The organism is Orientia tsutsugamushi str. Boryong (assembly GCF_000063545.1).
Taxonomy (GTDB): domain Bacteria; phylum Pseudomonadota; class Alphaproteobacteria; order Rickettsiales; family Rickettsiaceae; genus Orientia; species Orientia tsutsugamushi_C.
The window spans coordinates 344,107-362,698 of the sequence record NC_009488.1 but is presented as its reverse complement, the minus strand read 5'-3'; the positions used below and the strand labels follow the sequence as shown (position 1 = coordinate 362,698).

Genomic DNA, 18,592 nt, shown 5'->3' with positions numbered 1-18,592 from the left:
GTGTTAGTAGAATTATAATAGTATTTATTGAATTATTAAAATTATTTTCTTGGTATTTAATTATTGTTGTTTTATGGAAAATTTGAAGCTTTCATAAAAAATTATTGTAGCCGCTCCTGCAACGTTTAAACTTTCAGTTTTATGAGACATTGGAATTTTGATTAAAAAATCACATTGTTGACGTGTTAGGTTCCTTAGTCCTTTATTCTCAGAGCCTAAAACAAAAGCTGTTTTTGAATGGAAGGTTTGCTCTGTAAGTTGGTTACTATCGTTAAGATCTAGCCCGATAATCCAAAATTCATGCTTTTTTAAGTAATTGATAGTATTATATAAATTTTTTACTTTTACTAAGTTTATTTTTTCTAGGGCTCCAACTGCTATCTTAGCAATAGTGCCATTCTCTTCTATAGAGTTATTTTCAGGTAGGATAATAGTTGATATATCAAATGCTGCAGCTGATCTTATAATAGCGCCTAAGTTATTATGGTCTAGCAATTGGTCTAAAATAGCAATTTTATAGTTTGGTGTGTTTAGGTCTATATTTTTGATACCATTAATTGTGAGGGGGATAGTATTTACTGCTATTCCTTGATGAACTATTTGGCTGCCTAATAGCTGATGTAGAAATTTTGTTGTAACTATCTTATAATTATGCTTTTGAATCAATTTTGATAAAGATAGAAAACATGACTCTGTACAATAAATATACCTTATTACCCTGAAAGGGTTATTTAAAGCTGCTAAGGATGCATGAGTACCAAATATATAATATGATTTTTTATCAGTCATAATAAATTTATTGGACAAAATAAATATTTTGTAATAATTGACGATTATTAAATAATCACTTGACAGAATCAAGTAATTATTATAGAAAGTACTAAATCATGTTTTTAGTTAAGCAAAATTGCGTATTAAGCTTTGCTAGTATGATTTGTTTATTTTTAAGATAACCCTAGCTAATAAATCTAAAGTGTTTTAGGAGGGATGGTCGAGAGGTTAATGGCAGCAGACTGTAAATCTGCCCGCGCAAGCGTACGTAGGTTCGAATCCTACTCCCTCCACCATAGTTATGCTTAAGAGTTGCGGGTGTAGCTCAATGGTAGAGCCTCAGCCTTCCAAGCTGGTTACGTGGGTTCGATTCCCATCATCCGCTCCAAGGCTTGTTAGTTGGTTATTTGCAATATACTACTAGTTGCGTTTATAGAAAAATATTTTATTGTAGGTTAAAAGAAGGTTATTATTTAAAGATTATGGCAGTAGCATTTAATAGAGATAAGCCGCATTGTAATATAGGGACAATAGGGCATGTTGATCATGGAAAAACATCATTAGCAACAGCAATAACTATAGTATCGTCAGAGTTAAGTGGTGGTGCTGTAAAAGTGAAGAATTATGATGAGATTGATTCTGCACCAGAAGAAAGAGCTAGAGGTATTACAATACAGACTGCTCATGTGGAGTTTATAAGTAAGAAGAGACATTATGCACTTGTAGATTGTCCTGGGCATGTTGATTATATTAAAAATATGATCACTGGAGCATCTCAAACTGATGGCTTGATATTAGTTGTATCTGGTGTTGATGGTGTTATGCCTCAAACAAGGGAGCATGTGTTATTGGCAAAGCAAGTTGGAGTGCCAAGTATTATAGTTTGTATAAATAAGATAGATCAAGCTGATCCTGAATTATTGGAATTAATTGAGATGGAAGTAAGGGAATTGTTGACAAAATATGATTTTCCAGGTGATACTGTTCCTATAATTAGATGTTCAGCTTTAAAAGCGATAAATGGTGATTCTGATGCTAAGAAAGGTATATTAGAATTAATGGATTCCATAGATGATTACATACCACAGCCTACTAGAGTTTTAGACCAGCCATTTTTAATGCCGATAGAGGATGTGTTCTCAATATTAGGTCGCGGTACAGTAGTTACAGGAAGAATTGAGAGAGGGGTTATTAAAGTTGGTGATGAAGTAGAAATAGTTGGATTGCGTAGTACTCAGAAGACAATATGTACTGGTGTTGAGATGTTTAAGAAAGAGTTAGATCAAGGTCAGGCTGGAGATAATGTAGGTATATTATTACGTGGAATAAAGCGTGAGGATGTAGAAAGAGGGCAGGTTTTAGCTAAGCCTGGTACTATTACTCCACATTGCAGTTTTGAAGCTGAGGTTTATGTTTTAACAAAAGAGGAAGGTGGTAGGCATACTCCGTTTTTTCAAAATTATAGGCCTCAGTTTTATTGTAGAACAACAGATGTTACTGGTGAGATAGCGTTATTATCTGGAAAAGAGATGGTGATGCCTGGGGATCATGCTACATTAAGTGTTAATTTAGTAGCACCTATTGCTATGGATCAAGGATTGTCTTTTGCTATTCGTGAAGGAGGTAAAACTATTGGTGCTGGTAAAGTCTCTAAAATTATAAAGTGATGTTCAGAAAATGTGGATAGAATTTATTATGTTAAGTGGTAGTTATGAGTAGTAAAGACATTAGGATTCGGTTAAAGTCTTTTGATCATGCTTTATTGGACCGTACTACATTTGAAATTGTGCGTTTAGCAAAAAGCGCCGGAGCTAAAGTTAAGGGGGCTGTCTCTTTGCCTAGGCGAATTCAATATTTTACATTTAATAAATCTCCGCATATTTATAAAAAGTCCAGAGAGCAGTTTGAAATCAGAACACATAAGCGTTTGATTGTTATTGCTAGTTCTACTCCTCAAACTATTGAGGCTTTAATGAAAATGACCTTAGCTCCAGGTGTGGATGTGCAAATTAATTAGTGCGTGTGAATTTAAAATGAAAAATGCAAGAAGTGGATTGATAGCTGAAAAATTAGGCATGAGTAGTAAGTTTGATGAAAGTGGCCGAAAAGTTGCAATAACATTATTGAAGGTTGATGTATGTCAAGTTTTATGGCATAAATTAGTTAGTAAAGATGGATATAATGCTGTAATTTTGGGATATAAAAATATTTCTCCATTTAAAGTAAAGAAACCGATGCATTCTATATTTTCTAGAGCGAAAATAGAGCCTAAGGCTATAATTAAAGAATTTAAAGTTGCTGAGGATAAAATGTTAGAAATTGCCAGCATTTTGGATGCGTCGTATTTTAGGGTTGGGCAATATGTTGATGTAAGAGGTGTAACAATAGGTAAAGGGTTCGCTGGAGCGATGAAAAGGCATGGGTTTCGAGGGCTTGAGGCTTCGCATGGTGTGTCTATTTCTCATAGATCGCATGGATCTACAGGAAATAGAGCTTATCCAGGTCGAACATTTAAGAACAAAAAAATGGCTGGACATATGGGAGTAAGGTTTGCTACTATACAAAATTTAAGAGTTGATTCTGTTGATTTAGAAAAAAGGTTGTTAGTGATACAGGGCAGTATTCCTGGAAAAAGTGGATCAATAGTTTATATTACTGATTCAATCAAAAAGTTATTGCTGTAAGTGTTAGGTATGTAATGAAAGTAAAAGTGTATAATCTTCTTCAAGAAATAGAAAAAGAAGTAGAGCTTAATCCTAGTGTTTTTTGTTTGAAGTATAGGCCTGATATTATAAAATTAGTAATAGATTGGCAATTAGCAAAAAGAATGTCTGGAACTCATTGCACTAAAACCATTTCTGGAGTAAGTGGAACAACTAAAAAGCCTTTTAAGCAAAAAGGAACTGGTAATGCTAGGCAAGGTTCCTTGCGTTCAGTTCAAATGAGAGGTGGTGGTATATCTCATGGTCCTGTAGTTAGAAGTCATGAGTTTGATGTTCCAAAAAAAATACGTAAACAAGCTTTAAAATATGCATTATCTTATAAATTATCTGTTAATAAGTTAATAGTTGTTGATGATTTTAATATAGGAAGTAATAAAACTGCTGTTCTAAAAAATTTGTTAAAGAAATATAATTATTCTAATTATTCTGGATTTTTTTGTATAGATGATCAGAATGTGGATCGAAATTTTTTCTTAGCTTCTAGAAATTTATTTAATTTAAATGTTGTGGCTCAAATTGGAGCTAATCCGTATGATATCATGAAGCATGACTGTGTAATGGTTACTTTAAGTGCAGCTAAAAGTTTAGAAATGAGGTTAGCAGAATGAATTATAAATTTTATGACTTAATAGTAAAGCCTGTGGTTACTGAAAAGTCTACTTTAGCTTCAGAGTGTAAAAAATATATTTTTTTGGTGCAGCGTAATGCTAATAAGTATAATATTAGCAAAGCTATAGAAGGTATTTTTAATGTTAATGTTATTAAAGTTAATATTATCAATATGATAGGAAAAACTAAGCGTTTTAAAGGAACTTTAGGTAAGCAGTGTGATAGAAAAAAAGCTATAGTTACTGTAGCAAAAGATCAGGTGATTGATTTTGGTGTTGGAGGAATAAAATAAATGCCATTAAAAGTTTATAATTCAGTAACTCAATCTTTAAGACAAGTAGTACAAGTCGATAAGTCTGAGTTATGGAAAGGAAGGCCTTTAAAAAAGTTAGCTAAAGGAATTAGTAAGACTGGTGGAAGAAATAATTTAGGTAGAATTACTATTTGGCATCGTGGTAAAGGGCATAAGCAATTATATAGGATGATAGATTTTAAGCGTAGGGTATTTGATATATATGCTACGGTAGAGCGTATAGAATATGATCCTAATAGAACAGCTTTTATTGCTTTGATAAGGTATGATGATGGTAAGTTTTCTTATATTTTATCTCCAAGAAATTTAAATGTAGGAGATAAAATAATATCTAGTGATAAGGCTGAGATTAATGTAGGTAATTGCTTGTCTTTAGAAGTAATACCAGTTGGGACTATTATACATAATATTGAAATTAAACCAGGCAAAGGTGGGCAAATTGCTCGTTCAGCTGGAACGTATGCAGTATTATTAAATAAAGATTCTGGGTATGCTCAGATTAAACTTAGATCTGGTGAAGTAAGAAGGATATCATTAGCAAGTAGGGCTACAGTAGGTAGTGTTTCAAATATAGATCATAAGAATATATCATATGGTAAAGCTGGAAGGGTTAGATGGTTAGGTAGGAGGCCAGTAGTTCGTGGAGTTGCAATGAATCCTGTGGATCATCCTCATGGTGGTGGTGAAGGTAAAACATCTGGTGGGCGTCATCCAGTTACTCCATGGGGAAAAAAAACGAAAGGTAAGAAAACTAGAAAGAATAAATTTACTTCTAGGTTTATTGTTAAACGTAGAAATTAATATATTATATTTAGGTAAATTATATGGCTCGTTCTATATGGAAAGGCCCTTTTGTTAGGGAAAGTTTAATTAAAAAGGTTAATAAATTAATAGAATCTGGTAAAAGTAGTGTAATTAAAACATGGTCAAGGGAGTCTGCTATAATTCCTCTTTTTGTTAGATTTGTTTTTGCTGTTCATAATGGTAATAAATTTATTCCTGTAGTTATTACTGAGGAGATGGTAGGTAGAAAGTTAGGTGAATTTGCTCCTACTAGAACTTTTTATGGGCATGCAGCTGATAGAAAAGTGAAGAGAAAATAGTATGTTTGAAGCAAAAAAGTCTGCTAAGGCAACTTTGAGAATGATTAAAATTAGTCCAAGAAAACTAAATTTAATTACGGGATTAATTAGGAATTTAAAGGTTTCTGATGCGATTATGCAGTTAAAATTTTCAAAAAAGAGAGCTGCTGTAGATGTAAAAAAATGTCTGCAATCTGCTATTGCTAATGCTGAAAACAATGATGGATTGGATATTGATAATCTAGTAGTTTTGGAAGCAATTGTTGGTAAAGGCAGTGTAATGAAAAGATTAGTTCCAAGAGCTAGAGGGAAAGCGTTTAGAATAAAAAAGTTTTTTAGTAATTTATATATTACTGTTAGTGAAATAAAATAAGAGATATTATTAATAATGGGACAAAAAGTAAATCCTTGTATATTTAGAACTGGGCCAAATTTACCAAGAAATTGGGAATCTGTTTTATATGCTAAAAATAATTATTCTGATTTTTTACTTAAAATTTTAAAGATTAGAAAAATAATTAATACTGAATATAGTTTTGCGCAAATTACTAAGATATTAATTGAATGGCCATCAAGTAAAAATATAGTTGTTAATATATATGCCAAAAAAATTGGAGTAATTATAGGTAAAAGTGGTGGTGATATTGAAAAATTAAAGCAAAATATAGCAAAAATTACTTCTGCTGATGTGTCTATTAATATACGTGAAGTTAAAAAGCCTGAGCTAGAAGAAGCTTTTATTGCACAAACAATTGCTCAGCAATTAGAAAGAAGGCAGTCTTTTAAAAAGGTTATGAAGAAGGCAATACATGCTTCTATGAAACAGGGAGCTAAAGGTATAAAAATTATATGTTCAGGACGTTTAGGTGGAGTTGAAATCGCTAGATCAGAATCTTATAAAGAGGGTAGAGTGCCGTTGCAAACGATCAGAGCAGACATTAGATATGCTTTTGCAGAAGCTATAACTACTTATGGAGTGATAGGGGTTAAGGTTTGGGTTTATAGATGTGATGTTAATCAGTCTAGAATTAATGAAGTTAAATAAAATCAAATAGTTTAATAAAATTGTAGTTATGCTAAGTCCTAAAAAGCAAAAATATCGCAAAGCTCAGAAAGGTAGGGTAGCTTCTAAAGCTAAAGCTGGTACTATGATAGCTTTTGGAGAATTTGGATTAAAGTCTCTTGATAGTTGTAGGATTACGAGTAGGCAAATAGAAGCTGCTAGGAGGGCTGCAGTGAGGTGTATGAAGAGGCAAGGAAAATTTTGGATTAATATTTTTCCTAGTATACCAGTTTCTAAAAAACCTACTGAAGTTAGAATGGGGAAGGGTAAGGGGGCTACAGAATTTTTTGCTGCTAGGGTAGCTGTTGGCAGGATATTGTTTGAGCTTGATGGAGTAAGTGAAAGTATAGCAATTAAAGCGTTAGAATTAGCTGGTGCTAAATTGCCAGTGCGAACTAAAATAGTAAAGCGTTATGAATGAGTTTAAAAAATATAGCGATTTATGTAATATTGAATTGCAAGGTTTACGTGATTTATTATTAAGATATAAAAAAAAATTATTTAATGATAGATTTCAAAATAGTGTTGATGTAGTTAATTCTGTTAAAAATTTTGGTTATTTAAAGAAAAAAATAGCTCAAATTAGAACAGAAATTTTACAAAGAACAATAAAAAAAAATGAGGAAGAAAAATAAATGCCAAGAAGAGTTTTACAGGGGCAGGTAATAAGTGCTAAATCAGATAAGACCATAATTGTGAGTGTTGAACGTAGATTTAAGCATCCTATGTATCATAAAACTGTTAAAATTGCTAAAAAATATGCTGTACATGATCCTGATAACCTGTATAATCAAGGTGATAAAGTAAAAATTATTGAAAGTCGTCCTATTTCTAAGACAAAATGTTGGCGTGTTATAGAAGATAAAGGACAGTGAAATGATAGCTGATAGCTGATAGCTGATAGCTGATAGCTGGTATTAAGTAAGTTAATATTGATATTATTATAAATTACAGAGTTAAATTAATAATTATGATACAAATGCAAACTATCTTAAATGTTGCTGATAATTCTGGAGCAAAGAAGGTTATGTGTATAAAAGTATTAGGTGGTACGCATCATATGATAGCTCATTTAGGGGATGTAATAGTCGTTTCTATCAAATCATCAATACCTAAAGGTAAAGTAAAAAAGGGGGAAGTATGTAAAGCATTAATTATTAGGACTAAGTGTGGTGTTACTCGCTCTGATGGTAGTAATATTAAGTTTGATAGCAATGATGTTGTATTGCTAAATAAGCAAGGTGAACCTTTTGGTACTAGAATTTTTGGATCTGTGCCTAGAGAATTAAGGGTAAAAAAATTTTCAAAAATAGTATCTCTTGCTGAGGAAGTATTGTAATATGGTAAAAATTAGAATCAAAACAGGAGACAAAGTACAAGTTATTACTGGTAAAGATAAGGGAAAAAGGGGGATAGTAATTAAGGTGCTGGCAAGTTTATCAAGGGTAATTGTTAAAGGTATTAATTTAGCTCGGAAGCATGTTAAGGCTAATAAAAATGATGTTAGTGGAGGTATTATTAATAAAGAGTTACCGATACACATTTCAAATGTTGCTTATGTTGATTCTTCTTCCAATCTTATAACTAAAATTACTTATACAAAGTTAGATGATAAAAGGAAAGTTAGAGTTTCTAAGCGTTCTGGGGAAATTTTGCAATAAGAAAGGAAAATAATGGCTTTAAGTTTTGAAGAATTATCTTTTAAAGAGATAAAGGAAAAAGAAAGGCAGGAGTTACAAAAAAAATTTGGTTATAGTAATAATCATCAAACTCCTAGAATTAAGAAGATTGTAGTTACTATGTGTGTAGGTGATGCAGTAGTTGATTCTAAAATTATTTATTATGTTAAGAAGTGTATGGCTATGATTACAGGACAAGAGCCAGGCTTGATTAAAGCTAAAAAATCAATTGCAGCATTTAAATTACGTAAGGGAATGCCAATAGCATGTAAGGTTACTTTAAGAAAGAAAAGAGCTGAGGATTTTATTAGAAGGTTGGTTTTTGAGGTTTTTCCAAGGATAAAAGATTTTAAGGGGTTTTCAATAAAAAGTTTTGATAGAGAAGGAAACTTTTCATTTGGTATAAAAGATATAAGGGTTTTTATAGAAATAGAGGATGAACAGAAAAAGAAAGATGTGATTGATAAAGAAATCGGTATTGGTATTCATATTCATACTTCAACCAAAAGTTTGTTAAAAGCAAAGGCATTATTGAAGATGCGAGATATTCCATTTTACGATTAATCATAATATAGGATAGATATGGCAAAAGTTAGCTCTGTACAAAAAAATTTAAAGCGTAGTAGGTTATTTAATAAATTAAAGTTAAAGAGGCAAGCATTAAAGTCTAAAATATATGATAAAAATTTGTCTCTTGAAGAGAGGTTCAATTTAGTGCTAAAACTATCCAAGCTTCCACGTAATTCTAGTAGTACTAGAATTAGAAATAGGTGTGCTGAAACAGGCAGGCCAAGGGGGTATTATCGTAAGTTTAAGCTTTGTAGAAATATTATACGGGAATTAGCAGGTAGTGGTATAATTCCTGGTTTAAGAAAATCAAGCTGGTAATAAATAAAGAAATGAGTGTAATATGTCAATGAGTGATACATTAGCTGATATGCTAACTCGGATTCGTAATGCGCAAAGAAGTAGATTAATGTATGTTAATGTACCTTCTTCCAGAAGAAGGGAAGCTATTTTGGATGTTTTAGTTAAAGAAGGGTTTATACATTCGTTTCTTATTCATGAAGTGAGAAATGGAATCAAAGAAATTAACATTAAGTTAAAGTATTCACCAAAAGGTGAGTCTAATATAAAAGAAATAAATAGAGTTTCCACTCCTGGTAAAAGGGTGTATTTGTCTATTAAAAAATTAAGACCATATTATAATAATATGGGAATTTATATTATTTCCACTTCTAAAGGTATAATGTCTGATAGAGAAGCTCGTAAATTAGGTGTAGGTGGAGAAGTGATTTGTAAAGTTTTTTAATATTTAATATAGTTTATAGTAATGTCTAGAATTGGTAAATTAGTGGTAATGGTGCCTGCAGGTGTTGTAGTTGATGTTAATAATTTGTCTATAGCTGTATCTGGGCCAAAGGGTAAATTGTTAAAGTCGTTTTTAGGTAATATAACTATATTAAAAGAAAATGATAAAATTATAATAAGACCGTTGAGTGGGGATAAACATTCTAGAGCTATGTGGGGTACAGCACGTAGTATTATTAATAATATGGTTAAAGGAGTTAATAGTGGCTTTACTAAAGAGTTAGAAATAAATGGAGTAGGATATGCTGCTTCATTGAAGAGTGATTATTTGAATTTAGCTTTAGGAAAAAGTCATAGTACTAAAATTAAAGTTCCTAGTAATATTCAAGTTACAGTGCCTAAAACTAATGTTATTTATTTGTTTAGTATTGATAAGCAAGCTTTGGGGCAGTTTGCAGCATTAATTATTAAGCAACGTCCAGCTGAACATTATAAAGAAAAAGGTATTAAGATTAAAGGACAATACGTTCAATTGAAAGAAAGTAAGAAAAATTAATAATTGGTTTTAAATGCGTGATTCTAAGGATAGATTTATTATTCGAAAAAATAGGGTTAGAGCAAAGATAGCTAAATTATCTGGTGGTTGTTATCCTCGCTTATCTGTATTTAAGTCTAATCGCCATATATATGCTCAAGTTATAGAGAATATTGGTAGTAATAAATCTAATACTATAGCTGCAGCAAGCACTTTAGATAAAGATATTTTTACTGAGTCAAAATATTATAAGTGTAATATTCAGTATGCTAAAAAGGTGGGGCAATTATTAGCTGAAAGAGCTAATAGTAAAGGAATAACAAGTGTAGTTTTTGATAGAGGTGGGTATAAGTATCATGGCGTGATTAAGGCTTTAGCTGATGGAGCTCGAGAAAAATTAAATTTTTAGTAAAGATTATTTATAGTAATATGTTTAAAGAAGAGATTGTTGTAGAACATTTAGTAAATGTCAATCGTGTAACTAAAGTTGTTAAGGGTGGGCGTAGATTTTCTTTCTCTGCTTGTGTAGTTTTAGGAAATAAGGCTGGTAAGGTAGGGTATGGTCATGGTAAAGCTAAAGAAGTTGGTGAAGCTCGACTTAAGGCTTTGCAAAATGCTAAGAAATATATGATAGAAGTGCCTCTATATAAAGGTAGAACTATACATTATGATGTATATGGTAAAAGTGGAGCTGCAAAGGTAATGCTTCGTCGTGCTCGAGCTGGAACTGGCATTATAGCTGGAGGTGCTATGAGATTTATTTTTGATTCTTTAGGTATACAAGATGTTGTAGCTAAATCATTTGGATCTTCAAATTCTTATTTGATGATTGCAGCAACGTTAAATGCTTTAAAGCAGCTAGAAACACCAAGAGTAATAGCTGAAAGACGGGGGTTAAGATTAAATGAATTATCAGTTACAATTTATAAAACCTTTCATGAAGGTTAGTGTTTTTATCTTTGATAAGGTATTTTTTTGGTTATAGAAATGCTATTAAGAAAGTATATAATTGAAAAAGTTACACAAGCTTGTAATATATTTAAGAAAAAAAATTAAGTGAAGTAGCTTCGAATTATGTTAATTAATAAAGCTATATTATATTAAAAAAATGCTATTAGATTATAGTATACTTATACAATGAAGCATTTAATTAAATGTAGAAATGATAAAAAAGCAGGTATCTATGAAGTTAAACACTTTATTTAATTTAAATGGAGCAAAAAAATGCTCTAAAAGGATAGGTCGTGGTATTGGTAGTGGTAAAGGTAAGACATGTGGAAGAGGAGCAAAGGGGCAGAAGTCTAGAGCTAAAGTTGCTAGAGGATTTGAAGGAGGACAAACGCCTTTAATAAAAAGGTTGCCAAAGCGTGGTTTTAAGTCTATGAATAAAAGAAATTATAATATTATTAATATTATAACAATTTTACGTTTAGTTAAGGCTAATAAAATTGAATATGGTGCAGTTATTGATAAGCTGTTATTATTAAAGTTAAAAATGCTAAAAAAATCTATCAATAAAATAAAATTATTATGGGCTAATCCTTCTAGTTTAGTATTAAGTAGCGAAGATATATCTCTTTTAACTAAGCTTGATCTGCAGTTTAATTTGGATGAGTATTCTATATCTGCACGAAAAAATATCATAAAATTAGGAATGAAAGTAATTAATAATTAGTATGCAGAATTCTTCTTTTTATGATCAGCATGCAACTCTTATTTCTAAGGTATTATTTACGCTGATGATGTTAATGATATGTAGAATAGGCGTATATATACCTATAGCTGGTATAGACTCAAATAGTTTAAATGAATTATTACCTCAGAACCAAATTGGTATTTTAGGAATGTTTAACATCCTTTCTGGAGGGGCTTTTGTTAATATGTCCATATTTGCTTTAGCAATAATGCCATATATTACTGCTTCGATTATAATACAACTATTATCTATGGCTTATCCAGCTTTAGATAAATTAAAAAAAGAAGGTGAAAGAGGGCGGCAACAAATAACTCAGCTTACACGATATTGTACTATTGCATTGGCTTCGTTTCAAGCTTTCGGTATTGCAATATGGTTAGAACATTTTACTACTGAATCTGGAGCAGTTGTAATAATGCCAGGAATATATTTTCAACTAACAACTGTTGTAACTTTAGTTGTAGGTACAATTTTTTTAATGTGGATTGGTGAACAGATTTCTTCTCGTGGAATTGGTAATGGGTCTTCATTAATTATATTTATAGGGATAGTGTCTGGTATACCAAAATCTATTATTACTACTTTTGAGTTATCTAGAAGAGGAGGTGATTCTCCTTTTATATCTGTGATTTTTTTAGTTGTTATAGTTATTTTAATAGCATTTATAGTATTCTTTGAGAAAGCGCAAAGAAGAATTTTAGTTCATTATCCTAGACGGCAGTTAGGTAATAAGATTTATGGTGGTGATACTACGCATATACCTCTAAAATTGAATATTCCAGGAGTTATTCCGCCTATTTTTGCTAGTTCTTTGCTATTATTTCCTCTTACTGTGTTAAATCTATCTCAAAATAAAGATTCAGCAATTTTACAAGCCATTGTTAGTTATTTTAGTCCAGGTAAGGTAGTTTTTATATTATGCTATGGGTTGTTGATTATATTTTTTAGTATTTTTTATACAGCTATAGTATTTAATTCAGAAGAAACGGCTGAAAATTTAAGAAAATATAATGCTTATATTCAAGGTAGAAGACCAGGAAAGAGTACTGCTGAGTATTTTGATTATTTACTTAGTAGAATAAGTATATTAGGAGCGCTATACTTGTGTATTGTATGTCTTGTGCCTGAGGTTTTAGGGAATATAATGCCTAGTTTATTTACTTCTAGTGGCACAAGTTTACTTATTGTAGTAAATGTAGTGCTTGATACTTTGTCACAAATTCAAACTTATATTTTTACTAGTAGATATGATTCATTGGTTAAGAAAATGAAATACAAAGATAAGTGAGGATAAGTTTGATATTAGTTTTTATAGGGCCACCTGGCTCTGGTAAAGGTACACAAGCTTCTTTATTGTCAGAAAAGTTTAGTATTATTTCTGTAGGAAAAGTTTTGCGAACTGTTATGGAGAGCAATACTGCTGAAGCAGATGTTGTTAAAAAATTTATCAAAAGTGGTAAGTTAGTACCATCAAATATTACTAATAAAATTGTAGTTAATGCTTTAAAAAATATAGAGCAATGTAAGAGTATAATACTAGATGGTTATCCTAGAGATATTTTTCAAGCTGATTTTTTGCAAGAAAATTTACAAATGGATTTCAAAGTATTATTTTTTGATATTGATGATGCAGTAGTTCTGCGTAGGTTGAGGGGACGAATTAGTTGCACTGATTGTGGAACAATATATAATAAACTTTATTGTATGCCTAAAATTAATGGAGTTTGTGATATTTGTAATAGTTCAAGCTTTCAAAATAGAGTTGATGATGATGAAAGTATAATTAAATTAAGGCTTGAATCTTATAAGAAGGAGACTTTGCCATTACTAGAATTTTATAAAGCTCAAAATAAGCTAACATTAATTGATGCTAATCAATCTACAGAAAATATATTAAAAAAAATAAAAAAAATGTCAGGAATATATTGATTTTTTATGACAATTTTATATTATTCAAGGCTTGTAAGCCAGATTATTTTAAGAAAGTAAACTAAGAGGAGTAAGGTTTATGTCTAGGATCTCAAATGTTAATGTACCAACTAATAAGAGAGTAATGATAGGCTTAACATACATATATGGTATTGGTAGGTCAACTGCACAAAAAATTTGTCAGGAGGTTCAAGTTTCAGTAAATAAAAAAGTAAAAGATCTGTCTAATCAAGAGTTAGTAGCATTAAGATCTATAATAGAAAGTAAATATAAGGTTGAGGGTGATTTACGGAGGGAGATAAATCTTAATATTAAAAAGAAAAAAGATATTCGTTGTTATGAAGGGTTGAGGCACATTCGAAAATTGCCAGTTCGAGGTCAAAACACTCATTCTAATGCTCGTACTAGAAAAGGCAAAGCTATTGCTATTGCAGGAAAAAAGAAACCTAATAAATAGTGTAATAAAATGTATAACGCAAAAACTAAAAAGAAAAGAAAGAATATTACTCTTGGTATAGTGTATATAAAATCAACCTTTAATAATACTATAGTTACATTTACAGATATGCAAGGTAATGCTATTGCTGCATTATCTGCTGGTGCTATCGGTTTTAAAGGAGCTAAAAAAGCTACTCCTTATGCAGCTCAGGTTATAGTCGAAAAAGTTTCTGAAGTTGCTAAAGAGCATGGAATAAAAACGCTTTCTATTCGTATACAAGGAGCAGGATCTCAAAGAGAATCAGCTTTGAGGGCTATATTTAATCAAAATTTTATTGTAACTAGCATAACAGATACTTCTCCAGTAGCTCATAATGGCTGTAGACCTCCAAAAAAGCGAAGAGTTTAAGTGGAATGTATTTTTATTATTAGTTTAGTGTATATTTAAAGGAAAAATATGACAACATTTTTAGCCAAAAATTGGAGTTCGTTAATTAAGCCAACAAAGGTTCAGTATGAAGCTGTTGATAATAATCCAAATATTAAGACTATGGTTGTTGAGCCATTGGAGCGAGGATTAGGATTAACTTTAGGTAATTCTTTGCGTAGGGTGTTATTATCTTCTTTACGTGGAGCGGCAATTACTTCAATAAAAATTCCAGGAGTAGAACATGAATTATCACCAGTAAGTGGAGTTAAAGAAGATTTAACAGATATTATTTTAAATATTCGAGATGTAATTGTTAAAATGGATTCAGTTCAAAAGTGTAATTTAAGGCTAGAAGTTACAGGACCAGCTGTTGTAACAGCAGGTATGATTACTGTTACTGATAAACAAGATGTTACAATATTAAATCCTCAACATGTTATTTGTAATTTAAGCAAAGGATTTAATTTAGAAATGGATCTTATATGTGAACAAGGAAAAGGATATGTTCCTACTAGTTGTTTACATAACAGTGATTCTCCTATAGGAGCAATTCATCTTGATGCATTGTTTAATCCTGTAAGAAGAGTATCTTATAAAGTTGAAAACTCAATGGTTGGACAGATGACTAACTATGATAAGTTAATAATTACTGTTGAAACTAATGGTGTAGTTAATCCGGATGCGGCATTAGGGTTAGCAGCAAGAATATTACTAGATCAATTGCAGGTATTTATCAATTTTCAAGAAGTTGAAGAAGAAAAACCAGAAAAATTAGAACTTCAAACTATTAATCCTGTTTTATTAAAGAAAGTATATGAATTAGAGTTATCTGTAAGATCTCAAAATTGCTTAAAAAATGAAAATATAGTTTATGTTGGTGATTTAGTAGCTAGAACTGAAACTCAAATGCTTAAAACAGCTAATTTTGGTCGTAAATCATTGAATGAGCTTAAGAAAGTTTTAGCTAATTTTAACTTAGAATTCGGTATGAAAGATATTGGTTGGCCTCCTGATAATCTTGAATCACTTGCAAAGAAACATGAAGATCAATATTAATATAATAGTAGGTAATTAATGCGTCATAGAGTTAGTGGTAGAAAGTTAAATAGAACAACTAGTCATTTATTAGCAATGTTAGCAAATATGTCTGTATCATTAATACAACATGAGCAGATTAATACTACATTACCTAAAGCAAAAGAACTTAGGCCTTTTGTTGAAAAGCTTATAACTGTTGCAAAAAAAGGTAACTTAAATGCTCGTAGATACCTGATATCTAAAATTAAGAATGAGATTGCAGTGGAAAAACTGATGACTACATTAGCTCCTAGATATGCTGAACGTCACGGTGGATATATACGAATTTTAAAAGCTGGATTTAGGTATGGAGATATGGCTCCTATGGCGTATATAGAATTTGTAGACCGTAATATTGAATCTAAAGGTAAAGAATTTAAAGCATTGAAAAATGACGCTAGGAATGCAAAGTTAATAGCAGAACAATCTAACTAAATATTGATACAAATTAATTGATATACAATAGATAAAGTTAATAATGGATAATATTTTAAATTAGGATATAGAGATTTAAAGATGGCAAATCATAAATCAACACAAAAATCAATTAGGCAAGATCAAAAGAGGAATTTGATAAATAAGAGTAGAAAATCTAATGTTAAAACTTTTCTAAAGAGAGTAACATTGGCAATTAATGCTGGAGATAAAAAAGTTGCTAGTGAGGCTCTAAGTGCAGCTCATTCAAAATTAGCTAAAGCAGCAAATAAAGGAATTTTCAAGTTAAATACTGTTTCAAGGAAAGTTAGCAGATTATCTAGGAAGATTAAACAGCTTGAAGATAAAATATAATCTTTTGATTATATTTTGTTCTGGTATTTAATGTTAATTATTTTGTTAATACATATTACACAGCGATGTCAACTTCTATAGCTCACCCAATAGCAAAGAAAGTACCATATAGTTTTACTGTAAATAATAATAAAATCAGTGATGATTTTGCATGGCTTAGGGATCGTAAATGGCCAAAACAGGTAAAAGATAAGTCAATATTAGCTTACCTTGAGTCTGAGAATAATTATGCTGATGCATATTTTAGTAAATATCAGCCAATGATTACTGAAATATATGAGGAGTTGAAGTCTAGAATAAAACTAACTGATCAGTCAGCATATACCAAAAAGAAAAATTATTTTTATTATATCAGAACAGAAGCTGAGAAAGCATATCAAATTTTTTGTCGAAAATATGGTAGTATTAATGCTCAGGAAGAAATAATATTAGATGTAAATGAATTAGCTGAGCATTGCTCATTTGTATCAGTTGGTACTTTTAGTGTATCATCAGATAATAATTATGTTGCTTATTCAGTTGATTATGATGGTAGTGAGCGCTATAAGATTAGAGTGCTTGATCTTAAGACTAATACTTATTTAGCAGATGAAATAACTCAAGTTATTGGAGGCATAGTATGGCATGAAGCTATTTGTGGTTTTTTCTATACTAAAACAAATGAATATTGGCGTTCAGATAAAGTGTTCTTTCATAAACTTAATTGTAACACAGAAGATGATCAACTGATTTTCGAGGAAGGTAATGCTTTATATAATCTTATTATTCAAAAATCTAGTGATGCTAAATATCTCTTTATTGAATCATCAGGTCATGATAATAATGAATATTATTTTGTTAGTACTGAAAATACAAGCCTAGTTCCTTATATAATTCAGCCCCGTATGCCTAAAGTAATATATGATGTGGAGCATTATAATGGAGAGTTTTTTATTTTAACTAACGATATAAATGAAAATTTTAGGCTTGTAGTGACTAAAGTAGAGAATCCTAGTCAAAGATATTGGAAAACTTTTCTTGAATTTAATGAGAATGAATATTTAAAATCATTTGATGTCTCTAAGAGTTGTTTAATTATTACATATAAAGTCAATGGTCTTAGCGCAATTAAAATATTAAACTTTATAAATAATGAAATTAAAACTTTAAACTTTGATGAAGCAGCTTTTTCAGCTATAGCTTATACTAGTAATTTTGATGAGGATGATATTAGGGTTGAATATTCTTCTCTAAGACAGCCTAAAATAGTTTATCAATATGATCTAGTTTTAGGTAAGCTAAATATCTTAAAAAAAAATGAGGTTCTTGGAAAATTTAATTCTGAAGAGTATCAAGTTGAAAGAGTACATGCTAATAATAATGGTACTTTGATACCAATTTCTCTAATTTATAAAAAGTCTAAATTTAAGCATGATGGTTCCAATCCAATGTTTTTATATGGATATGGTTCATATGGCATATCTCTAAATCCTTCATTTAACAGTAATATATTTTCATTAGTAGATCGTGGTATTGTTTATGCTCTAGCTCATATTAGGGGAGGAGATGATTTAGGATATAGTTGGTATACACAGGCTAAATTTTTAACAAAAAAGAACACCTTTGAAGATTTTATCTGTTGTAGTAAATATTTAATTGAAAATAATTATACTAGCAAATGTAATATTATAATTGGTGGAGGTAGTGCTGGGGGTTTATTAATAGGAACTGTTATTAATACTAATTCTGAATTGTATAAAGCAGCAATTTTACATGTACCATTTGTAGATGTGTTAAATACTATGCTTGATTCTTCACTGCCACTAACTCCTGGTGAATATGATGAATGGGGTGATCCACAAAAGCAAGAATATTTTGATTATATTAAATCATACTCACCTTATGACAATATAAAGGCTCAGCATTATCCACATATATATGTTACTGTTGGCCTAAGTGATTTAAGAGTTGGTTATTGGGAAGCAGCAAAATGGGTTGCTAAATTGCGCTCATTAAAAACTGATAGCAATAAGCTAATTTTTAAAACTAATATGAATTTAGGTCATAGTGGGCCTAGTGATCGTTTTGCTTATTTAAAAGAACAAGCACAAGATTATTGCTTTATTTTAAGTTTGTTATAGCAAATTAGAAGATGCAATTTATTTAAT

Annotated in this window: 30 protein-coding genes and 2 tRNA genes; 31 read left to right on the top strand and 1 reads right to left on the bottom strand. The window is 30.7% G+C overall.

Annotated elements, in window-relative coordinates; translation table 11 throughout:
* Positions 1 to 60: 60 nt before the first annotated feature.
* Positions 61 to 789: a 23S rRNA (guanosine(2251)-2'-O)-methyltransferase RlmB gene (rlmB, locus tag OTBS_RS01795; RefSeq protein WP_011944443.1), complete on the bottom strand. Its 729-nt coding sequence runs from the start codon at positions 787 to 789 to the stop codon at positions 61 to 63.
* Between the two features lie 192 nt (positions 790 to 981).
* On the opposite strand from rlmB, the gene OTBS_RS01790 reads away from it, so the two are divergent.
* The 31 genes from OTBS_RS01790 to OTBS_RS01640 all read left to right on the top strand — a co-directional run bounded on the left by OTBS_RS01790 (position 982) and on the right by OTBS_RS01640 (position 18,565).
* A tRNA-Tyr gene (locus tag OTBS_RS01790) sits at positions 982 to 1,067 on the top strand.
* Positions 1,068 to 1,085: 18 nt separating this feature from the next.
* Positions 1,086 to 1,159 (top strand) — tRNA-Gly (locus OTBS_RS01785).
* 94 nt (positions 1,160 to 1,253) lie between these two features.
* Complete coding sequence (gene tuf / locus OTBS_RS01780; RefSeq protein ID WP_011944442.1) at positions 1,254 to 2,438, top strand: elongation factor Tu; 1,185 nt, start codon at positions 1,254 to 1,256, stop codon at positions 2,436 to 2,438.
* Positions 2,439 to 2,482: 44 nt separating this feature from the next.
* Positions 2,483 to 2,788: a 30S ribosomal protein S10 gene (gene rpsJ / locus OTBS_RS01775; RefSeq protein WP_041621110.1), complete on the top strand. Its 306-nt coding sequence runs from the start codon at positions 2,483 to 2,485 to the stop codon at positions 2,786 to 2,788.
* Positions 2,789 to 2,804: 16 nt separating this feature from the next.
* Complete coding sequence (rplC, locus tag OTBS_RS01770) at positions 2,805 to 3,455, top strand: 50S ribosomal protein L3 (RefSeq protein ID WP_041621428.1); 651 nt, start codon at positions 2,805 to 2,807, stop codon at positions 3,453 to 3,455.
* 14 nt (positions 3,456 to 3,469) lie between these two features.
* The gene (gene rplD / locus OTBS_RS01765) at positions 3,470 to 4,102 is read left to right on the top strand and encodes a 50S ribosomal protein L4 (protein ID WP_011944439.1); all 633 of its coding nucleotides are present in this window, start codon (positions 3,470 to 3,472) and stop codon (positions 4,100 to 4,102) included.
* Positions 4,099 to 4,395: a 50S ribosomal protein L23 gene (gene rplW / locus OTBS_RS01760; protein WP_011944438.1), complete on the top strand. Its 297-nt coding sequence runs from the start codon at positions 4,099 to 4,101 to the stop codon at positions 4,393 to 4,395. Before rplD ends, rplW begins: the two co-directional genes overlap by 4 nt.
* Positions 4,396 to 5,217, top strand: coding sequence for a 50S ribosomal protein L2 (gene rplB, locus OTBS_RS01755; protein WP_011944437.1), 822 nt, complete (start codon positions 4,396 to 4,398; stop codon positions 5,215 to 5,217).
* A 23-nt stretch (positions 5,218 to 5,240) separates the two neighbouring features.
* Positions 5,241 to 5,519 carry a 30S ribosomal protein S19 gene (gene rpsS, locus OTBS_RS01750; RefSeq protein ID WP_011944436.1) on the top strand — a complete coding sequence of 93 codons (279 nt, stop codon included), beginning with the start codon at positions 5,241 to 5,243 and terminating at the stop codon, positions 5,517 to 5,519.
* Position 5,520: 1 nt separating this feature from the next.
* A complete protein-coding gene (gene rplV, locus OTBS_RS01745) occupies positions 5,521 to 5,871 on the top strand; it encodes a 50S ribosomal protein L22 (protein ID WP_011944435.1) in 351 nt (116 codons plus the stop codon).
* Between the two features lie 15 nt (positions 5,872 to 5,886).
* The gene (rpsC, locus tag OTBS_RS01740; RefSeq protein WP_011944434.1) at positions 5,887 to 6,543 is read left to right on the top strand and encodes a 30S ribosomal protein S3; all 657 of its coding nucleotides are present in this window, start codon (positions 5,887 to 5,889) and stop codon (positions 6,541 to 6,543) included.
* A 28-nt stretch (positions 6,544 to 6,571) separates the two neighbouring features.
* Complete coding sequence (gene rplP / locus OTBS_RS01735) at positions 6,572 to 6,982, top strand: 50S ribosomal protein L16 (protein ID WP_011944433.1); 411 nt, start codon at positions 6,572 to 6,574, stop codon at positions 6,980 to 6,982.
* The gene (locus OTBS_RS01730) at positions 6,975 to 7,196 is read left to right on the top strand and encodes an uL29 family ribosomal protein (RefSeq protein ID WP_011944432.1); all 222 of its coding nucleotides are present in this window, start codon (positions 6,975 to 6,977) and stop codon (positions 7,194 to 7,196) included. Before rplP ends, OTBS_RS01730 begins: the two co-directional genes overlap by 8 nt.
* The gene (gene rpsQ / locus OTBS_RS01725; protein ID WP_011944431.1) at positions 7,197 to 7,436 is read left to right on the top strand and encodes a 30S ribosomal protein S17; all 240 of its coding nucleotides are present in this window, start codon (positions 7,197 to 7,199) and stop codon (positions 7,434 to 7,436) included. It abuts the gene before it with no gap.
* Positions 7,437 to 7,531: 95 nt separating this feature from the next.
* Complete coding sequence (gene rplN / locus OTBS_RS01720; protein WP_011944430.1) at positions 7,532 to 7,900, top strand: 50S ribosomal protein L14; 369 nt, start codon at positions 7,532 to 7,534, stop codon at positions 7,898 to 7,900.
* A gap of 1 nt (position 7,901) precedes the next feature.
* A complete protein-coding gene (rplX, locus tag OTBS_RS01715; protein WP_011944429.1) occupies positions 7,902 to 8,222 on the top strand; it encodes a 50S ribosomal protein L24 in 321 nt (106 codons plus the stop codon).
* A gap of 12 nt (positions 8,223 to 8,234) precedes the next feature.
* On the top strand, positions 8,235 to 8,804 hold the full coding sequence (gene rplE / locus OTBS_RS01710; RefSeq protein ID WP_011944428.1) for a 50S ribosomal protein L5: 570 nt from the start codon (positions 8,235 to 8,237) through the stop codon (positions 8,802 to 8,804).
* Between the two features lie 18 nt (positions 8,805 to 8,822).
* Positions 8,823 to 9,128: a 30S ribosomal protein S14 gene (gene rpsN, locus OTBS_RS01705; protein ID WP_011944427.1), complete on the top strand. Its 306-nt coding sequence runs from the start codon at positions 8,823 to 8,825 to the stop codon at positions 9,126 to 9,128.
* 22 nt (positions 9,129 to 9,150) lie between these two features.
* Entirely contained in the window at positions 9,151 to 9,552 is a 402-nt protein-coding gene (rpsH, locus tag OTBS_RS01700) for a 30S ribosomal protein S8 (RefSeq protein WP_011944426.1), read from the top strand.
* Between the two features lie 21 nt (positions 9,553 to 9,573).
* Positions 9,574 to 10,107 carry a 50S ribosomal protein L6 gene (gene rplF, locus OTBS_RS01695; protein ID WP_011944425.1) on the top strand — a complete coding sequence of 178 codons (534 nt, stop codon included), beginning with the start codon at positions 9,574 to 9,576 and terminating at the stop codon, positions 10,105 to 10,107.
* A gap of 13 nt (positions 10,108 to 10,120) precedes the next feature.
* On the top strand, positions 10,121 to 10,495 hold the full coding sequence (gene rplR / locus OTBS_RS01690; protein WP_011944424.1) for a 50S ribosomal protein L18: 375 nt from the start codon (positions 10,121 to 10,123) through the stop codon (positions 10,493 to 10,495).
* Positions 10,496 to 10,515: 20 nt separating this feature from the next.
* Entirely contained in the window at positions 10,516 to 11,034 is a 519-nt protein-coding gene (gene rpsE, locus OTBS_RS01685) for a 30S ribosomal protein S5 (RefSeq protein ID WP_011944423.1), read from the top strand.
* 235 nt (positions 11,035 to 11,269) lie between these two features.
* On the top strand, positions 11,270 to 11,761 hold the full coding sequence (gene rplO / locus OTBS_RS01680) for a 50S ribosomal protein L15 (RefSeq protein WP_011944422.1): 492 nt from the start codon (positions 11,270 to 11,272) through the stop codon (positions 11,759 to 11,761).
* A 1-nt stretch (position 11,762) separates the two neighbouring features.
* The gene (secY, locus tag OTBS_RS01675; protein ID WP_011944421.1) at positions 11,763 to 13,070 is read left to right on the top strand and encodes a preprotein translocase subunit SecY; all 1,308 of its coding nucleotides are present in this window, start codon (positions 11,763 to 11,765) and stop codon (positions 13,068 to 13,070) included.
* Entirely contained in the window at positions 13,067 to 13,711 is a 645-nt protein-coding gene (locus OTBS_RS01670; protein WP_080571795.1) for an adenylate kinase family protein, read from the top strand. The genes secY and OTBS_RS01670 overlap by 4 nt, the downstream gene beginning before the upstream one ends.
* A gap of 79 nt (positions 13,712 to 13,790) precedes the next feature.
* Complete coding sequence (gene rpsM, locus OTBS_RS01665) at positions 13,791 to 14,168, top strand: 30S ribosomal protein S13 (RefSeq protein WP_011944419.1); 378 nt, start codon at positions 13,791 to 13,793, stop codon at positions 14,166 to 14,168.
* 9 nt (positions 14,169 to 14,177) lie between these two features.
* Complete coding sequence (rpsK, locus tag OTBS_RS01660; protein ID WP_011944418.1) at positions 14,178 to 14,558, top strand: 30S ribosomal protein S11; 381 nt, start codon at positions 14,178 to 14,180, stop codon at positions 14,556 to 14,558.
* A 48-nt stretch (positions 14,559 to 14,606) separates the two neighbouring features.
* Entirely contained in the window at positions 14,607 to 15,635 is a 1,029-nt protein-coding gene (locus OTBS_RS01655) for a DNA-directed RNA polymerase subunit alpha (RefSeq protein WP_011944417.1), read from the top strand.
* Between the two features lie 18 nt (positions 15,636 to 15,653).
* Positions 15,654 to 16,091, top strand: a complete 438-nt coding sequence (gene rplQ, locus OTBS_RS01650; protein ID WP_011944416.1) for a 50S ribosomal protein L17 — start codon at positions 15,654 to 15,656, stop codon at positions 16,089 to 16,091.
* Between the two features lie 81 nt (positions 16,092 to 16,172).
* A complete protein-coding gene (gene rpsT, locus OTBS_RS01645) occupies positions 16,173 to 16,445 on the top strand; it encodes a 30S ribosomal protein S20 (RefSeq protein ID WP_011944415.1) in 273 nt (90 codons plus the stop codon).
* 65 nt (positions 16,446 to 16,510) lie between these two features.
* Positions 16,511 to 18,565, top strand: a complete 2,055-nt coding sequence (locus OTBS_RS01640) for a S9 family peptidase (RefSeq protein WP_011944414.1) — start codon at positions 16,511 to 16,513, stop codon at positions 18,563 to 18,565.
* Positions 18,566 to 18,592 lie beyond the last annotated feature (27 nt).

Bases quoted from the DNA above. Each gene is read 5' to 3' on its own strand.
- rlmB (WP_011944443.1), bottom strand. From the start codon at position 789: ATGACTGATAAAAAATCATATTATATATTTGGTACTCATGCATCCTTA.
- tuf (WP_011944442.1), top strand. From the start codon at position 1,254: ATGGCAGTAGCATTTAATAGAGATAAGCCGCATTGTAATATAGGGACA.
- rpsJ (WP_041621110.1), top strand. From the start codon at position 2,483: ATGAGTAGTAAAGACATTAGGATTCGGTTAAAGTCTTTTGATCATGCT.
- rplC (WP_041621428.1), top strand. From the start codon at position 2,805: ATGAAAAATGCAAGAAGTGGATTGATAGCTGAAAAATTAGGCATGAGT.
- rplD (WP_011944439.1), top strand. From the start codon at position 3,470: ATGAAAGTAAAAGTGTATAATCTTCTTCAAGAAATAGAAAAAGAAGTA.
- rplW (WP_011944438.1), top strand. From the start codon at position 4,099: ATGAATTATAAATTTTATGACTTAATAGTAAAGCCTGTGGTTACTGAA.
- rplB (WP_011944437.1), top strand. From the start codon at position 4,396: ATGCCATTAAAAGTTTATAATTCAGTAACTCAATCTTTAAGACAAGTA.
- rpsS (WP_011944436.1), top strand. From the start codon at position 5,241: ATGGCTCGTTCTATATGGAAAGGCCCTTTTGTTAGGGAAAGTTTAATT.
- rplV (WP_011944435.1), top strand. From the start codon at position 5,521: ATGTTTGAAGCAAAAAAGTCTGCTAAGGCAACTTTGAGAATGATTAAA.
- rpsC (WP_011944434.1), top strand. From the start codon at position 5,887: ATGGGACAAAAAGTAAATCCTTGTATATTTAGAACTGGGCCAAATTTA.
- rplP (WP_011944433.1), top strand. From the start codon at position 6,572: ATGCTAAGTCCTAAAAAGCAAAAATATCGCAAAGCTCAGAAAGGTAGG.
- OTBS_RS01730 (WP_011944432.1), top strand. From the start codon at position 6,975: ATGAATGAGTTTAAAAAATATAGCGATTTATGTAATATTGAATTGCAA.
- rpsQ (WP_011944431.1), top strand. From the start codon at position 7,197: ATGCCAAGAAGAGTTTTACAGGGGCAGGTAATAAGTGCTAAATCAGAT.
- rplN (WP_011944430.1), top strand. From the start codon at position 7,532: ATGATACAAATGCAAACTATCTTAAATGTTGCTGATAATTCTGGAGCA.
- rplX (WP_011944429.1), top strand. From the start codon at position 7,902: ATGGTAAAAATTAGAATCAAAACAGGAGACAAAGTACAAGTTATTACT.
- rplE (WP_011944428.1), top strand. From the start codon at position 8,235: ATGGCTTTAAGTTTTGAAGAATTATCTTTTAAAGAGATAAAGGAAAAA.
- rpsN (WP_011944427.1), top strand. From the start codon at position 8,823: ATGGCAAAAGTTAGCTCTGTACAAAAAAATTTAAAGCGTAGTAGGTTA.
- rpsH (WP_011944426.1), top strand. From the start codon at position 9,151: ATGTCAATGAGTGATACATTAGCTGATATGCTAACTCGGATTCGTAAT.
- rplF (WP_011944425.1), top strand. From the start codon at position 9,574: ATGTCTAGAATTGGTAAATTAGTGGTAATGGTGCCTGCAGGTGTTGTA.
- rplR (WP_011944424.1), top strand. From the start codon at position 10,121: ATGCGTGATTCTAAGGATAGATTTATTATTCGAAAAAATAGGGTTAGA.
- rpsE (WP_011944423.1), top strand. From the start codon at position 10,516: ATGTTTAAAGAAGAGATTGTTGTAGAACATTTAGTAAATGTCAATCGT.
- rplO (WP_011944422.1), top strand. From the start codon at position 11,270: ATGAAGTTAAACACTTTATTTAATTTAAATGGAGCAAAAAAATGCTCT.
- secY (WP_011944421.1), top strand. From the start codon at position 11,763: ATGCAGAATTCTTCTTTTTATGATCAGCATGCAACTCTTATTTCTAAG.
- rpsM (WP_011944419.1), top strand. From the start codon at position 13,791: ATGTCTAGGATCTCAAATGTTAATGTACCAACTAATAAGAGAGTAATG.
- rpsK (WP_011944418.1), top strand. From the start codon at position 14,178: ATGTATAACGCAAAAACTAAAAAGAAAAGAAAGAATATTACTCTTGGT.
- OTBS_RS01655 (WP_011944417.1), top strand. From the start codon at position 14,607: ATGACAACATTTTTAGCCAAAAATTGGAGTTCGTTAATTAAGCCAACA.
- rplQ (WP_011944416.1), top strand. From the start codon at position 15,654: ATGCGTCATAGAGTTAGTGGTAGAAAGTTAAATAGAACAACTAGTCAT.
- rpsT (WP_011944415.1), top strand. From the start codon at position 16,173: ATGGCAAATCATAAATCAACACAAAAATCAATTAGGCAAGATCAAAAG.
- OTBS_RS01640 (WP_011944414.1), top strand. From the start codon at position 16,511: ATGTCAACTTCTATAGCTCACCCAATAGCAAAGAAAGTACCATATAGT.